The organism is Butyrivibrio fibrisolvens, assembly GCF_037113525.1.
Lineage (GTDB): Bacteria > Bacillota > Clostridia > Lachnospirales > Lachnospiraceae > Butyrivibrio > Butyrivibrio fibrisolvens.
On sequence record NZ_CP146963.1, the window covers coordinates 498,927 to 515,973 of the forward strand.

Consider the following 17,047-nt stretch of genomic DNA (forward strand, 5'->3'; position numbering starts at 1 on the left):
AAACGCTAGACATGATTCTGCGGGCAGAATCATGTCCGGGCGTCAATGTGAAATGTTTTCGATTTTATATTATAAGAGCCGGTTTGTGACCGGCTCTTTTTGGTAGTTATTTATTTACTGGTGTGAGGTTGAAACCAAAGTATCTTACGGCGTTGTTGTAAGATATGTCTCTTACAATGCTTCCGATGTGTTCGTAATCTTCAGGAAGCTGTCCGTCTTCGATCCAGCTGCCGAGGAGCCTGCAGAGGATTCTGCGGAAGTACTCGTGGCGGGCGTAGGAGATGAAGCTTCTTGAGTCTGTAAGCATACCGATGAAGTTGCCAAGAAGTCCAAGGCTTGCAAGGTCGGTAAGCTGATCTGTCATTCCCTTGAAGTGATCATTGAACCACCATGCAGATCCAAGCTGGATCTTGCCGATAGCATCCTCGTTCTGGAAGCATCCAAGGATAGTTCCAAGTGAAGAGTTGTCGTTAGGGTTCAGTGAATAAAGGATTGTCTTTGGTATTTCATTTGTAGCGCTGAGCGCATTAAGGAAGTTGGCAACAGCTGCAGTTGAAACCTGGTCACCGATACAGTCAAATCCTGTGTCAGGGCCGAGCTTTGCAAACATTCCGGCGTTATTATCACGCTTACATCCAAAGTGAAGCTGCATTACCCAGTTTCTCTTGTGATATTCTTTTGCAAGGAAAAGAAGGAACTCGTATTTGTACTTATCAACTTCAAGATCTGAAAGCTCGCTACCAGAAAGCTTTTTAGCAACGATAGCTTCAACTTCATCTTCTGTGGCAGGAGCATAAGGAACATAATCAAGGCCGTGGTCTGATACGTTAGCTCCGTGCTTTTCAAAGAAATCAAGTCTTACTTTCATAGCTTCCTTAAGTGAAGCAAAAGAGTCGATCTTAATACCTGAAACCTTAGAAAGAGTCTCAAGATAATCAACATAATCAGGCTTGTTGATATTAGTTGCCTTGTCTGGTCTCCATGCAGGAAGAACCTGTACGTCAAAGCTTTCATCTGCTGCGATCTTCTCGTGCCATTCAAGGCTGTCAGCAGGATCATCTGTTGTGCAGATAAGTGTTACGCCTGAATCCTTGATGAGCTGTCTGCAGGATGTATTAGCAAGCTTTTCATTGCAGATATCCCAAACCTCTTTACAGGTCTTTGAATTAAGTACGCCGTAGTATCCGAAATATCTCTGAAGCTCAAGGTGACTCCAGTGATAAAGAGGGTTGCCGATAGCTCTTTCAAGAGTTGCTGCCCACTTTTCAAACTTCTCATAATCAGAAGCATCGCCTGTGATGTACTTCTCAGGTACGCCATTGGAACGCATCTGTCTCCACTTGTAGTGGTCACCGCCAAGCCAGATCTGTGTGATGTTCTCGAACTTACGATCCTGTGCGATTTCCATTGGACTGATGTGGCAGTGATAATCAAGGATTGGCATCTCTTTTGCATAACCATGGTAGAGCTTTTTAGCTGCCTCGGTGTTAAGCAGGAAATCTTCATCCATAAATTTTGTCATAGTTTCCCCATTTCTGCGCTTCAAAAATTTATATTTGTACAGATGATCTTGTTCTTAGATCAGGAACGTGCACCTTTTGTTTGTGATCTAAGGGATATATACTATAGCAGTGAGCGCGGCTGCTTTGTATGGTCAGTTTAATGATTTCATTAAATATTTAAACATATGTGACACTCGAAATGGCTAAGGCCAAAGCGTCTTTGCGATTATTGCAAAGTAAGCAATCAGATTTGAAATGTGAGAAAAACATTTTCTGTAAGCGCTTACAAAAATACTATATTCGATTGGGATGATTATTTCAAGACATTGCATTGCCCAAATATATTCGATTTTTATGGGCAATATTAATAGAAAATCAAAGAATTTTTTGGGTTGTATGGGATGCTTTTTTAATATATAATGTTAGCGAATTGTAAGCATTTACAGTTTACTATGGGGTTGATGAGGAAACGAGGTTTTGAAATGGCAGTTACTATTTATGATATAGCAAGATTATCCGGGGTTTCTATTGCTACTATATCAAGAGTTGTTAATGGTAATCCCAGCGTCAGTGATAAGACCAGAGAGAAGGTTCTTGCAGTAATGAAGGAGTATGACTACACTCCCAATCCTTTTGCAAGAAGTCTTCAGTTTAATTCTATGAAAATGGTTGGAATATCATGTGCCGATATTAAGGACGACTACATGGCACGAATGGTTTCCATCCTTGAAAAAAAGCTTCACGAATACGGATATGACTACATGCTCCTTTGCAGTGGATATGACCTTGAATCAAGAGAGCATGCAGTAGACCTTCTTCTTAAGAAGAAAGTTGATGCACTTATCCTTATAGGTTCACAGTTCCTTGGAAATTGTGAGAAGGATGAAGTTGCATATCTTCATAAAGATGCTGAACAGGTTCCTGTATTTATACTTAACGGATACCTTGAGAATAAGAACATATACGGAGTCCTTGGAGATGACCGCAATGCCATGTACAATGCGACAGATTCTCTTATCAAGGCAGGAAGGAAGAAGATCCTTTTCCTTTATGATTCAGAATCCTATTCATCCAAGCAGAAGATGGTCGGATATGAAGACGCACTTAAAGATAACGGAATTCCGGTAGACGGTAATCTTAAACTTAAGATCACCTGTTCTTTACATGAAGAAAGAGATCTCCTCCTTATGAGAAAAGATCTCGATTTCGATGCAGTAGTTTCAACAACTGATGAACTTGCTGTTGGAGTCCTTAAGTATGCAAAGGCAAGAATGCTTTCTGTTCCCGGAGATATCAGCGTTATAGGCTATAACAATTCTCCGCTTGCAGATTTTGTAGAGCCTGAACTTACATCTGTAGATACTTCTATCAAAGATATGGCACACGTAGCCGTAGACAAGATGATGGAATGTCTTCAGGGCAAAAAGGTAGAGCACAAGACTGTTGTTGAATCAAAGCTTGTAAAGCGCTGCACTACAGATTTTTAAACCTGGCTGTTTTTTCTAAATCATATATATCTTTCCATCCGGCAAATAAGTCAGGGTGGATATGCGAACCAAAGGAGCAGTTTTCAAAAGAGGCTGCTCCTTTTTCGCGCCATGGACGCGCAAGATAAACAGAAGAATCAGGGCAGCGGTCTGTTATAAATCTGCAGTCTATAAACCTTATTCCTGGTTCGTCTTCCGGAGTGCAGGGAGCACATACAAATCCCTGAACAGGAACATCTGTATAATCAGCAGCTTTTTCTTTTGATATAGTATTTTTATCGATTAAAGGAGCCCTGTACAAAGATACAATGGTGCAGTTTTTAAATACTGCATTAGCCCCTCCGAATATAAAGTCAACATCACCCTCAATTATGCAGTCTTCATAATACTGAGTTGTCATAAGGCGAGGACTGTTTTCTCTTGGTCCAATAAAACCACCCTTTTCGCGCTCAGTTAGAGGCAGTGGAGACATGAAAAGAGTATCCTGATGCCCTTTTAAATGAACACGTCTGCAGGTTACTTTAGATGCATCAGCATAAAGCGCGATCGCCTGACCTCTGATACGTCCGTCTCCAGCAGTATTTTCTATAGTGAGATCTTCAATTATCGCTTCATTCCCTGATACGAACATGGTATAACTTCTGAAAGTTCCGAGTTTAATGCCCTTATCATCAGGCGCCTTATCGAATCCTCCATCAGACCATGAGATAGTAGTAACATCCATTCCCGCACCCTTTATATGCAAAGAGTTGTCAGTAACATTATTATTTTTATAATATTCTTCATCAAAGTATAGCTTTTGATAGTGTGTTCCATTGCTAAAAAAGATTTTTTTCATGGGTCGCGTGGCCTCCGTCAGATAATAAAATGATTGTTACTTCTTATATAGTTTAAGGCCTGGTTTTGATCACCGCAACAATTGATGCTAGAGGTTAATAGATGCAGTTCGTCGTATAAAAAATGCATTTCGTCGGATCATGAGGTGACCAAATGCAAATAAGCGTAAGATAATTTCGGGTTTTTATACCTTTCTGATTGATCATCATATAAAAATCAGAAAATCTTTAAATAATTTATAAAGTATTGGAGTAAATCTTATGGGTAGAATCAAATGGAACCTCGACTTACTTGAAGAGGTAAAGAAACAGCATGACGAAGCAATGACCGCAACAGAACAGGTTATCAATAACGGAAAAGCAGATCTTTCTTCCATGACAGAAGACGTTTGGGAAGGCGAAGATGGCGATATGGCAAGAGACCAGCTTCATGATCTTCTAAATAAAGAGATGGTAGAGACATGGAAGGAACTCGATGCATGTAATGAAGCTATACAGAAGGCTCAAAAGACAGCATATGAATCAAAGAACTTCTGTAACAGATTCCCTCAGATATTCAGAAGTGGATCCATGCCTTCAGAGTCAGACCAGGGCGTATGTAATGGAGACCTTTTATGTGATAACGATAGCTGTTCTTCTCTTAAAGATTCTATGTCAGAAGCAGGTCAGAGAGCATTAAACGTAAAGAGTAAGGTTGAAAGTGCTGAAAGTATCCTCGCAGAGCTTGAAACAGATGTTGCAAAATTCGATTACTCTTCATATACAGAGACAATCAAAACACAGACACAAAACGTTGCTGATCGCACAGGTGTTTATAATAGCTCTGTTAGTAGATACGAACAGAAAACTCAGGAAATGGATAATACTTTTTCAAATGAGCTTATAGCTGCAACTCCAGTGGCAGTACCTGAACCATTTGATCCTTCATGCCTTGAACTTGGTGACGATGTTCATATGAAGGATGGAGATATCATCAACTTCCTTGAAGAATATAATGCCGTTGAACTTGGTGGAAAACTGAGTGATGCACAGCTCGAAAATATACTGGCAATGCTTTTTGATAAGAAAGATATAGATGTATCCAGATTGTCAGAAGAGGACTTTGGTATTGCATTTATTAATCTTCCTGAAGAACAGAAAAAGGCAGTTCTTCTTGAAATGGGATACTCTAACGACCAAATAGAGTCTATACTTGAATCATGTAAAGATAAAAAAGGCCCAGCTGTAGGTTCAGCCTTTGCAAGAACACTTGTAGATAAGATATTAGACAAAACAAAAAACAGATATACCAAAGGTGGTAAAACAGGAATAGCAAAGGCTTTAGGTCTGGCTGGATTAAAAAGACCAGGACAAAGAGATTTTGGTATTGCAAATACTAATTCTGAAAAATATGATGCAGCTAGTGCTGCAGGTGGAGCAACATCAAAAGATAATCAAAAACCTAAACAAAAGCCTAAAAATAATAAATCAGGAAATAATACATCCAGTTCAGGAACGACATCAACAGGAAATAATACATCCAGTTCAAGCACGACGTCAACAGGAAATAATACAACATCTACAGCTGATCCATATGCCGAGTATAAAACAGGAGATCCTGAAGTAGATGCAAAAATAGATGAGTTATTTGAAACTTATGGTGAAGATTTAAATGGCTTGACAGAAGGTGATATTACTTGGGATTGGGATGAATGGGATAAAGAAAAAGATAAAGTAACGAAGCGGGCATTAGCTGCAATATATGAAAAAAGTATAGAAAAGGTTGCTAATAGCTTTGATGATGCTGATTGTGATAAAGATAGGGCGATTTCAGGGAATATACTACACACAACCACTTCTTTTAGAGCCTCTGAATATCCATATATATTTGGTCCTGAAAAAATTAGTGATTTTGAATGCTATTTGGATAAGGATGGAGTTGGATATAATGTTGTTCAGGCTTTGAAAAATGCAAAACTAACCAATTACGACTGTGAGCCTCATAATTCCTACTTAGATATACGAATAAAAGGTGCTGATATTGTTGTTAATTTAAAACATGCTGATAAGGTTCACGAAGTTGGTGTTTATACAAGCGAAGATAGAGAAGCAAAATATATTGAGTGGTGTCAAGATCATAATCCTTTAGAAATATATCATAATGATGAACAAAAATATGAATTCGAAATCATTATGGATAAATATAGATTCGAGGGATATGCAATATCTGATGTAGAAAAACGATTAATTGCACAGTTGTTTGAAAAATATTTTGGCATATATGATGAGGGAAAAACGCCTTCTGATCAGGACCTCGATGTTCAGAATAGATTACTTAAAACATGTATTAAAGCCTGTCAAAGTTCTGAAGCTGGAGCTAATTATATTTATGAAACCAATACAGAGTTTATAAAAGATATTATGGACAGAATATCGGATTTTGGCAGTATGGCTTATAAAGTATTGGACAACTTTAATATCAGTGGAGTGGAAGGATTAAGTTCTGAAAAGGATTCGTATTACTGCATTAACTTCAAAATAACGCGTACAGATGCGGGGATTCTTACAGAATATGAAATAGATACCGAGAATAATGATCATTTAGGTCCAGATGCGGTTACTAACCCTGGTAAAGACAATAAAACCGGAGAAATTAGCTATTGCATTTCATATTATACAGGACTTCAATATATAAAGGCGAGTGAAGCAAAAAAACCAGATGTATTCAAGCATGAATATGAATTGTTAGAGGGTAATACTGTTGAAGAAAAGAAAAAAAATCTTATCCGGTTGTATAATAGTACAAAATCATCAGCGGATATGGAATTTTTAGATAGATTATTTAAATCTGATGCATCATATGAGAATTTATTTGTTTCTGATCCAAACAAATTAAGCAGCAATGTTCAATATATAGTTGGAAATCATCTTAAGGCATTGGCAAATGATAATTATAAAGAAAGTGGATATGAGGAGTATTTTTCATTTATTAATGCAGCGCTAAATGGTACATATGATGGAGGGGGAGAATCGCGTTATAAAGATGATTCGTTTATGTTGTTTTTGTATAAAAGTGCAAAGATTACAGCTGATAAAACCACAGAAGCTGCTTGGGGAATAGATTTAAAAGATAAAGAAGCTGTTGCTAAAATGGATAGAGAAATGCAAATTGCTAATCATAGCGAATTACTTTTATTTTCTATTTGGGATTATTGTAAAAAATTAGGATGTTTTGATAATGCAAAAAGCATAAAAATAAGTGGAACTAGTGATAAAGCCAGTGATTTGGATTTTACTGCAAATGAAGCGTTTAATTTGTATTATGATACAGTTGTTGTAACTCAAACTGGAAATAGTGGAATGAATAATTATGGTGGTGACTATACCAGTTCAGTAGTAACCAATCATGATAGAATAGATTTAAAATATGGATTGACTGGATCTCCAGGAATTAATGCTATTTGTTCAACAGAGATAACGAAAATATATGAGGATATAGAAAGAGCCAAAAAAGAGTTAGCACTTGATTGTACTATAGGTATTGCAAGTGCCTTTTGTAATCCTGTTGGAAAAGGAATTGCAATGGTTGCAAGAAATATATTGAAAACCGCAATAGAAAATGGAGAAGTAGAAAAAACAGATGTTGCTAATGAGATTTTGGGTAGTATAGATGATGCATTGGGAAGTGATAATCTAGATGATGCTTTCAAATATATTAATCAATTAAGAGGTGCCGTTGGAATTGCTTCTTCAATATGTTCAGCAACAAATGATTATGTTGACAGAATGAATAATTTAAATGAACAATTAAAAAAATATAAAGACATGCAAAATGTATGTTTATTCTATTCTGTAATGAAGTATGAAGTTGATGGAAGCGAGATGGGTTATTATACTACGCTTACAGATATGGATACGATTAGATTGATAAGGGAATGGGATGAATCAGGAATAGAAGCGTTGTATAAAAAAGAATTTGCAGTAAATGAAGATTCCTTATATGGAGATGATGTTGAGGTGAGTTATTACCTAAATTATGAAGATGACAAGGAGCATTTAGTATCGAGTGTAAAAAACTATGAAGATTGCAAAGATTATACAGAAGATCAAATAAAAAGAGCATTTTATACGATTATACATGGCGCTAATACTTTATCAGGATATAGTTCAATTAGTAATATTCCAGATAATCTATTAGCTAGATGCATAGAAACTCTAAATGGAATAGCAGGTTCTGAAGTGGCACCTATTGAAGACGAAATAACAATCTATAGAAATGCAATGTAAAAGTTTAGGAGGTAGACTATTTTGAATAAGGGATTAATGATAGGAAGACCGTTAATTAAGTATGTTGGACTGTTGTTGATTGCCATAGTATTTATGGAATTCTTTATTACAATGATAAGCGATCGATCTGAACGAATTATTGTAAAGGATATTAATTCTGCTGAGATAGGAGATTATGTGTCGCTGGGAAAATATGAACAAGATAATGATTTTGGAACAATTGATCCTATTATTTGGATTGTTTTGGAAAAGAAGGATGAAAAATTGTATCTTCTTAGCAAGGATGTTTTGGAGGTGAAACGATTTGAAGAGGAGAAATCTGGATATATAAAATGGGAAGAGTCAACACTTAGAAATTGGCTAAATAATGTTTTTTATGATGGATCTTTTTCTGAAGAAGAAAAAGATAAAATTTGTTTAGTTAATAAAGATAGAGTTTCATTATTACAATTTAATGAAGTACAAGAATATCTTGGTGATTCTAAAAGATGTTTGAGTACTCCAAGTGAGTATGCTGTGAGAAATGGATTGCCCTATAATGAGAAGACTAATGCTTCCCCCTGGTGGATAGTAGATAATGAAAAAGCAGCTTATATTGATAGTAGTGGAAAAGTATCGGTTCTAGGAGAAAGCGGAAAAGGAGTTCATCCAGAAGGAATTCGTCCGTGCATGTGGGTGAGCATACAATAATATACAAAAACTAAAACTTACGAGATCCCCGTGTGCCAAAATAGATGTCAGTGAAGCTTGAAGCTATGTGTGATATCATTTTAGATATTGCAGGAAGGAGCTTCACATGGGATACAGTCCAGACTTAAAGAGGCAATGCTTAGACGATTGCTTCCTCCAAACAATGAATCAGTAACCAAGGTTTCTAGAGAGGAAGGAATACCTCAGCAAACATTAACCAGATGGAAAATTGCAAATATCCCCGTGTCAATTGACTATATTAAGCGTTTGTGATAATGTTCCTACGTATGTGGGTGTCGGCTACAAGTTATCCGCTTGCAGTTGACCTAACAGGGAACCGGGCGTACATCCCGGACAGTGCCGCTACTGTGTTGGAACAGAGGATGCGCATGGCTGATGGATACAGTCATGAGGGCACCACCAAAAAAGTGTTCCTAAGTCAGATACCTGCCCATGTTGTCTTGGTGTTCATAATAGCGAAGCACTATTTTGAACATGTGGCTTATTCTTTATGCTTCAGATTGGAGAATATTATGAAAAAGAAACTGTTATCAACAATGCTCGCTGCAACATTGTCTTTTACTATGCTTGCAGGATGCGGATCATCAGATTCAGGTAAGGAAAATGCAGGTTCTAACGAAGCATCTCAGAGCGCTTCAGAAGAAACAAGTAGTGAAACAGAAGGAAATGAAGCTGAGACTGCAGAAGATGAGACTAAAACTTCTTCAGACCTTGTAGTTCCGGAATACGATCTTCCTACTCAGGATCTTGCAGGAAATGATATCGTTGTTCCCGAAGAAATCGATGCTATCGTAAGTATGTCACCTTCATCAACACGTCTTCTTGTAGACCTTGGACTTGCTGATTACATTGTTGCCTGCGATACATATTCTTTTGAATATTATGGAGCTGATCTTACAGCAGATATCCCTCAGTATGATATGATGGCTCCTGATCAGGAAGCTATCGTAGCACTTAATCCTGATATCGTATTTACAACAGGTATGAGCTATGCAACAGGAACAGACGTATATGCATCTGTTCGTGAAGCTGGTATCTGCGTAGCTGATATCCCAAGTGCTGCATCACTTGCAGAGATCGGTGAGAGCATCACATTTATAGGTGCATGCACCGGTACATATGAAGAGGCTGAGATTATTGTAGAAGAGATGAATGCAACAATCGAAGAGATCGCAGAGCTTGCTGCTACAATCGATGAAGCTGACAAGAAGACAGTTCTTTATGAAACAAACACACCTACACCTGACTACCCAACAATCTACTCTGCAGGTTCAGGCACATACATCGCTGAGATGATCGAAGCAGTTGGCGCTATCAATGCTACAGCTGATCAGGAAGGCTGGGCTTCTCTTACAGAAGAGGATGCAATCGCAGTAAATCCTGATGTTATCATTTCAACAGATATGTACACACCTGATGCAGTAGATACACACCTTGCACTTTCAGGATGGGAGAATGTAACAGCTGTTGTTAACGGAGATGTATATCTCATGGAACTTTCAAATGAGATCAACCAGCCTAACCAGCACGTAGTAAGCGCTATGGTAGAGATGGCTAAGTACATCTATCCTGAAGTATTTGCAGATCTTGAGGATCCATTTGCAGTAGTTACAAGATAATAATACTTAGAAAAAAATATTGATTTTGACATGCGCAATCTAAGAAGTAAACTATAAGTAAGTATTTACGACTTGGATTGCGCATTTTTACTATAGGTATGATATGGATAAAAACAATGATTTTAGTAAAAATACTCTTGAAGTCATAACAATTATTACATGCCTGATAATCCTTGGCATATGTATGGGTATAGGTAGCGTAGATATTCCTTTTAAAGATGCCATGACGATCCTTAGCGGCAAGATATTTGGAACAAATATTCCTGATGACCTTGCTGCAACAACGTCTATACTCTGGACTATAAGACTTCCAAGAGCCATGACAGCTTTTGTTGTTGGCGGTGCTCTTGCCCTGTCTGGAGCTATTATGCAGGCGGTTCTTCAGAACCCTCTTGCATCTTCTTATACACTTGGCGTATCAAGCGGTGCATCTCTTGGAGCATCTATAATAATCGTTACCCAGTTTACAGTTCCTTTTCTTGGAAGTTTTCTCCTTCCGACATTCGGATTTGCATTTGGATTTGCTACGGTTCTTTTAGTTCTTGCGATTGCCTCTAAATTTGATAGCACTCTTCATTCAAACACAGTCATACTTATAGGTATGGTCATTTCGCTGTTTACTAATGCTGTTATGACGCTCGTAAGCTCTTTTGCCAGAGCACATTCTCAGCAGCTTCTTCTGTGGCAGATGGGATCGTTTTCAGGTAAGAGGTGGTATCATGTTCAGATACTTCTTCCCATGTGCATATTTGGACTGATAATAACTTTGTACTATGCAAGATCCATGGATATCATGTCCTTTGGAGACGAGCAGGCATACGCTATGGGCGTTAATGTAAGGAATAGAAAGAAGGCCCTGCTTTTACTTGCATCGCTCCTTACAGGCGTATCAGTTTGCTTTTCAGGAACAATAGGATTTGTCGATCTTATAGCTCCACACGCAGTCAGAATAGTATTTGGTTCATCTCATAAAAGAGTTGTGCCCATGTCCTTTTTTGTAGGCGGAGCCTTCATGGCACTTTGCGATATGATAGCCAGAACGGCGGTAGAATCAGAGCTTCCGGTTGGAGCTGTTACTGGCGTTATAGGCGCTCCGTTTTTTGTATGGCTATATCTGCGAGGAAGGAAGGATAACTAAATGCAGGCAATATCTGTTTCGAACATAAGCGCAGGATATGGTGCAGATCCTGTAATTAAAAATATCAGTTTTGACCTTGAGTGTGGAAAGAGCCTTTCTATCATGGGCTCTAACGGAAGCGGCAAGACGACCCTTCTTAGAAGCCTTAACGGTCTTATTAAGTCTACGGGCAGTATTAAGATCCTTGGTCATGATATTTCCACTCTTAAAAGGCGCGAGATAGCCGGGATGATGGCCATGATGTCACAGCTTTCACCTGTATACTTTTCGTATAGTATAAGAGAGACTGTCGAGCTTGGAAGATTTGCAAGACATGATAATGAAAGGCATGGAAAGGGATTTAATATAAAAGCAAGCCATCAAAGCCTTGTGCATGACAGGGAAGTAGTAGATAAGTGCCTTGAACTGACAGGCCTTAAAGATATTGAGAAAAAGCAGATCTCATCTCTTTCAGGTGGTCAGCTTCAAAGAGTATTTCTTGCGCGCTGTTTTGCGCAGGAAACACCCATAATACTTCTTGATGAACCCACTAACCACCTTGATCTTAAATATCAGGCAGAGCTTATGGAGCATCTTGAAAAGTGGTCCTGCGGAGAAACTGTCATGGCAGATGGAAGTCATGTTCCAAATACATTAATTGGGGTTTTTCATGATATAAGTCTTGCAGCTGAGATCTCAAGTGATATGATATTTATTAAAAACGGTGAAGTTCTTTGTCAGGGGGAAAAAGACAAAGTATTTACTGCTGACGTACTTGAGAATGCGTATGGAATGGACGTTGCCGGATACATGAACAGGCAGCGCCGGATATGGGGGCAGATGCGTGAATACCAACAAGACTAGTTTATTAAAAGAAAACATTGGAAAAGTAATTGTGGGCAAGGACCAGGTAGTGGAACTTGCCCTTTGTGCATTAATTGCAAACGGACATGTACTTCTTGAAGATGTACCGGGAACAGGTAAAACTGTTCTTGCTAAGTCCATAGCAGCATCAGCAGGGATTCCTTTTGAAAGGATTCAGTTTACACCGGACCTTCTGCCGACAGACATTACAGGTCTTAATATAGTTAATGTCAAGGACGGCGAATTTTCTTTTCACAAGGGACCTGTATTTACATCGATCCTTCTTGCAGATGAGATCAACAGGGCAACACCAAGAACCCAGGCGGGACTTCTTGAATGTATGGAAGAGAGGCAGGTAACAGTAGATGGTGTTACAAGAAAGCTTCCTGAGCCCTTCTTCGTAATCGCAACCCAGAACCCTATAGAGACCGCAGGAACCTTCCCGCTTCCGGAGGCTCAGCTGGACAGATTTATGATGAAGCTGTCCATGGGATTCCCTTCTCAGGATGAGGAAAAAAAGATCCTTGAGCGTGCTATGACAGGCGATAAGCTAAAGGCCTTAGAACCTGTTATAAGCGCTGAAGACATCCTTGAATGGAGAAAGGGCGCGTCACAGGTAAGAGTACATGAACAGCTCATCACCTACATAACAGATATAGTTAAAGCTACCCGCACAAGATCTGATGTTGCAGCAGGAGTAAGCCCAAGAGGCAGCATAGCCCTTCTTCACTGCGCACAGGCTCTTGCCTTTATAAGAGGAAGAGAGTATGTGGTTCCTGAAGATATCAAGGAACTGGCGGTTCCTGTTCTTGCTCACAGACTTACGATTCCACATGCTTTTGGAAAGAGCTCGTCTTCTGAAGATATCATCACTAAGATCCTTAATGAAATTCCTGTTCCTACTGAAGAATTCTGACCTGGAGGGACGGCGTGCAGATAATACTTATAATACCTTTAGTATTTATTTTGTTTTATTTATATAGGTCATATTTTGCAAAGAAATGGTCACAGGATCTGAGCGTAGACCTTTCATTTGGAGGCAGTATCGTAGAGGGGAACGATACTGTTCTTAAAGAGGTTATAAGTAACCGAAAGAAGATGGGTATCCCTTTTCTTGAAGTACGCTTTCAGGTAGGTAAGGGACTCGATATAGAAAACGGTCAGAATGTAACCGTATCTGACAGAACTAATATCACTGATATCTTCAGTCTTAAAAAATATGAAAAGATAACAAGAACTCTTCCTGTTCACGGCGAAAAACGTGGCTACTACGAGGTTTTACTAACTTCTCTAGTTGGCTATGACATGATAGGCGGAGCAGAGCATTATACTCAAAGAGATCAGAATACATCTTTGTATGTCTTTCCAGATACTCTTCCAAGTGACAGATTCGATGTCTCTTTTTCCAAAATGCTTGGTGATGTTGTAACAAGGAGATTCCTTCAGGAGGACGTGTTCACTTTTAGGGGGATCCGCGATTATACAACTCTAGATACGGTCTCTTCAATTAACTGGAAGGCAACTGCAGCAACAGGAGAGTTTAAAGTCAATCTCCACGATCCTACGTCGTCCCAGGAGATAGTCCTTTTGCTTAATGTCGAGGATCCGTCTGTACTATATGATTCTGATCTTATAGAAGACAGCATCAGGCTTATCATGACTCTTACGACCTTTTTTGTCTCAAAACATATCCCTGTAAAACTTATAAGTAACGGCATGGATATAATCACAGATAAGGAAATAGAAGCCAGAAGTGGTAATTCGGATGATCATGTAAAAAGGATTGCCATGGACCTTGCAAGGATAGACCTTACCAAGGATGTAAGGCCTATGTCTGAGATCTTAGAAGAAAGGATAATACCTGATGCAAGGATAAGGGCAGATCAGAGAGATGTAACCTATATGCTTGTTTCAAGCTGCCAGAGAGATGACATTATAAAGGCGGCGCAGGAACTTGCAGATATTAACGGAAGTCTTATATGGCTTTGTCCGTTGACGCCATCTATGGAGGTGCGTGTTCAGGAAGGGCGGATTCATTTTTATAAAGTAAGGCATGAATAAACGGGGGCACAGGTTCTGAATATGGTAGCTGAGACCAAAGGAATGACCGGAATCAGGGTCATCAATAATTGCATGATAGCTTTAGGGATCGTACTTTTTGCCCAGAGTATCTATGCAGATATGACAATTAAGACAGTATTTATCGATATGATCATCTGTCTTGATGTTATTGTCATGCACTTTGTGCTTAAACATCTTAGGAATTTTGTTCCGTTTACCTTAGGCGGCGCAGGACTTGTTTTGATAAACTATCTGCTTTTTATTTCGCAATTGAAGGCTGGATCTTATGACTATATCCCTGTTCTTGTTGTTTTGCTTGGAGTCATACTTCTTTCTTATTATGCCCATATCAATGAATCGGTTATGATAAGACCCAATTACTGGCTTTTATTATTCTGCGGTTTTTATCTACTTTTTGCTACATATACAAAGAAACAGATTCCGCTTACCTTTGGAGAAATATATACTGTCTGTATTATTATATTTTCATTTGTATATATGGTACTTTACAGACAGGACAGAAGGCTCAGACTTTCCAGCGACAGGACTTATGTTCCTGTAGACAGGATCAGGTCTTCGAATTCCATCTTGCTGATATTTGGAAGCGGGGTGGTATCCTGCCTGGGAATAGCATTTCTACTTATAGGACATGGAGAAAAACTTATAAACGCAGTATGGAATGCTATTTTAAACTTTCTTAGATTTCTTTTTTCCGGAATGACTTATGAGTATGAAGAGGAAGTCAGTGTAAACGGAGTTCAGGGAGGAAGTCCTATAAGCTTTGGAGATCTTGTGGACCAGAAGGAAAATCCTTTTCTTGATAAGTTCTGGGAGATTCTTTCAGCTATCATGGCATTTGCGGCGGTTTTCTTTATCGTATTTGTAGTGGTCCTTCTTATCATAAATTTTTATAAGAGCTTTCAAAGGGCAGCAGCTGTTCGTGAAAGGGATAAGGTAGAGTATTTAAAACCTGATGAATCAGTAGCACTCACTAATAAAGCACGCAGTAACCGTCTTGTTTTTACTGATCGTTCGCCTTCGGCAAATATCAGGAGAAAGTATAAGAAGTTTATCAAAAAGGCGCCTTTCTTTAAGGATGTCGAAATGCAGATGACACCGGAAGAAATAGAGAATGCTGCATATAAGGATACTGATATAAAAAATAAAAAAACTATTCATGAAATGTATGAGAAAGCACGCTATGATAGTGATTTTATAAATCCTAAGGATGTGGCAGATTTTGATAGATTATTTCGCGCTTAAAAACACCCCAAGATAAGACTTTTAGTTAATAGAGATTATTATAGAAAAAGTGTTCGGATCATGAGAATCCGAACACTTTATTTGCAACATTGTAAAAGAATATCTGGCATTTGCGACCTGCTTTGGTGTGAAGACTAAGCGCAGGTCCAAAGACTCCACGTTTGAATTTTTTGTAGAAATAATTATGGTTTTCTTTAAGCCAGTTAAACAGCTCTTCCTTCTTTTTCATATTTTCAGGTGTACCTGACTTTATAAGAAGGATAGAAGATATTACTGTTATTATCTCTGCATAGTTGTACATGTACTTACGAAGATGTACATTCTCAACTTTTCTAAGATCAGTTCCGTCAAGCATCAGCTTGTTGACTCTTATCTGCTGATCGATCCTTGATATCATGACTTTCTCATTTACAGACTGGTCATCACGGCCGATGAAATAATGATAGAGATCTGTATCTGTATAATAGAGCTTCTTAACATAAGGAAGCGGTTTATATACGAAGAGGTTATCAACATAGAAGGTGTGCTCCGGAAGCTCAAGACCACTATCACGAAGAACCTGTGTGCGGTAGATGGCTGAATGCATCAGGATATACTGACCCTTTTTAAAACGCTTTGCATGATCCCAGCTGATGATCTTATCAGTTGGAAGTGCGTGAGTATAACGCATTACCTTTTTGTGAGTAGTTCCAACCTTGTCATATATATAGTTGGCAAGAAGAAGGTCAACTTCGCTTCCTGTCTGAATGAAGCCGTCAAGGAGCTGCAGGATATGGTGGAAGGCTTCTACGCCTACCCAGTCATCAGAATCAACTACCTTGAAATAAGGAGCAGTTGCCTCTCTGATACCAGTCATAACGGCGCCGCCGTGACCTTTGTTGTCCTGATGTATTGCACGGACGATTCCGGGATTTGCTGCTTCAAGCTCTCTGGCGATCTTTAGGGTATCGTCTTTAGAACCGTCATCTATTATAAGAATCTCAACCTTATCACCGCCTGAAAGAAGGGTTTCAACACAGTGACGCATATAGTCCTGAGAATTGTAGCAGGGTATTGCTACGCTCAATAGTTTTTTCATAAAAATGTCTGTCCTTAGATCTTTAGTTTTGATTTGGGAAAATTCGACCCTTGTAAGTCATTTTATCACAATCGAAAAAAAACTGCTTATCTGAATGACAATATGACAATTATATGTGATAACTGGCATTTGTGATCAAAAAAAGATACACTCCGCAGGGCGAAGTGTATCTTCTGTTAATGGCTGAAAATCTGATCTAAGTATATAGAACTCGGATATTGTTAACGCTTTATGTCTGAAAGA

12 protein-coding genes and 1 riboswitch are annotated in these 17,047 nt (G+C 38.7%); of the genes, 9 read left to right on the forward strand and 3 right to left on the reverse strand.

Annotated elements, in window-relative coordinates; all coding sequences use genetic code 11:
- Positions 1-106: 106 nt before the first annotated feature.
- Positions 107-1,522: a glucuronate isomerase gene (gene uxaC, locus WAA20_RS02025; protein ID WP_073387406.1), complete on the reverse strand. Its 1,416-nt coding sequence runs from the start codon at positions 1,520-1,522 to the stop codon at positions 107-109.
- Positions 1,523-1,984: 462 nt separating this feature from the next.
- On the opposite strand from uxaC, the gene WAA20_RS02030 reads away from it, so the two are divergent.
- The gene (locus tag WAA20_RS02030; RefSeq protein ID WP_073387405.1) at positions 1,985-2,989 is read left to right on the forward strand and encodes a LacI family DNA-binding transcriptional regulator; all 1,005 of its coding nucleotides are present in this window, start codon (positions 1,985-1,987) and stop codon (positions 2,987-2,989) included.
- On the opposite strand, the gene WAA20_RS02035 is transcribed toward WAA20_RS02030, so the two are convergent.
- Positions 2,976-3,827 carry a pectinesterase family protein gene (locus WAA20_RS02035; protein WP_073387403.1) on the reverse strand — a complete coding sequence of 284 codons (852 nt, stop codon included), beginning with the start codon at positions 3,825-3,827 and terminating at the stop codon, positions 2,976-2,978. The two genes, WAA20_RS02030 and WAA20_RS02035, sit on opposite strands and share 14 nt — an antisense overlap.
- A 259-nt stretch (positions 3,828-4,086) precedes the next feature.
- On the opposite strand from WAA20_RS02035, the gene WAA20_RS02040 reads away from it, so the two are divergent.
- The 8 genes from WAA20_RS02040 (at position 4,087) to WAA20_RS02075 (ending at position 15,726) form a co-directional block, all read left to right on the forward strand.
- A complete protein-coding gene (locus WAA20_RS02040) occupies positions 4,087-8,091 on the forward strand; it encodes a hypothetical protein (protein WP_338802110.1) in 4,005 nt (1,334 codons plus the stop codon).
- Positions 8,092-8,112: 21 nt separating this feature from the next.
- Positions 8,113-8,781 carry a DUF6273 domain-containing protein gene (locus WAA20_RS02045; protein WP_073389919.1) on the forward strand — a complete coding sequence of 223 codons (669 nt, stop codon included), beginning with the start codon at positions 8,113-8,115 and terminating at the stop codon, positions 8,779-8,781.
- 274 nt (positions 8,782-9,055) lie between these two features.
- A riboswitch (cobalamin riboswitch) is annotated at positions 9,056-9,251 on the forward strand.
- Between the two features lie 63 nt (positions 9,252-9,314).
- Positions 9,315-10,421: an ABC transporter substrate-binding protein gene (locus WAA20_RS02050; protein WP_081373967.1), complete on the forward strand. Its 1,107-nt coding sequence runs from the start codon at positions 9,315-9,317 to the stop codon at positions 10,419-10,421.
- A gap of 103 nt (positions 10,422-10,524) precedes the next feature.
- Positions 10,525-11,559: an iron ABC transporter permease gene (locus WAA20_RS02055; RefSeq protein WP_073389918.1), complete on the forward strand. Its 1,035-nt coding sequence runs from the start codon at positions 10,525-10,527 to the stop codon at positions 11,557-11,559.
- A complete protein-coding gene (locus WAA20_RS02060) occupies positions 11,560-12,402 on the forward strand; it encodes an ABC transporter ATP-binding protein (RefSeq protein WP_073389917.1) in 843 nt (280 codons plus the stop codon). It begins immediately after the preceding gene.
- Positions 12,383-13,318, forward strand: coding sequence for a MoxR family ATPase (locus tag WAA20_RS02065; RefSeq protein WP_073389916.1), 936 nt, complete (start codon positions 12,383-12,385; stop codon positions 13,316-13,318). Before WAA20_RS02060 ends, WAA20_RS02065 begins: the two co-directional genes overlap by 20 nt.
- Positions 13,319-13,332: 14 nt before the next feature.
- Positions 13,333-14,463, forward strand: a complete 1,131-nt coding sequence (locus tag WAA20_RS02070; protein ID WP_073389915.1) for a DUF58 domain-containing protein — start codon at positions 13,333-13,335, stop codon at positions 14,461-14,463.
- A gap of 21 nt (positions 14,464-14,484) precedes the next feature.
- A complete protein-coding gene (locus WAA20_RS02075) occupies positions 14,485-15,726 on the forward strand; it encodes a hypothetical protein (protein ID WP_073389914.1) in 1,242 nt (413 codons plus the stop codon).
- 58 nt (positions 15,727-15,784) lie between these two features.
- Here the strand turns inward: WAA20_RS02075 and WAA20_RS02080 are convergent, their stop codons facing one another.
- Positions 15,785-16,804, reverse strand: a complete 1,020-nt coding sequence (locus tag WAA20_RS02080) for a glycosyltransferase family 2 protein (RefSeq protein ID WP_073389913.1) — start codon at positions 16,802-16,804, stop codon at positions 15,785-15,787.
- Positions 16,805-17,047: the final 243 nt, after the last annotated feature.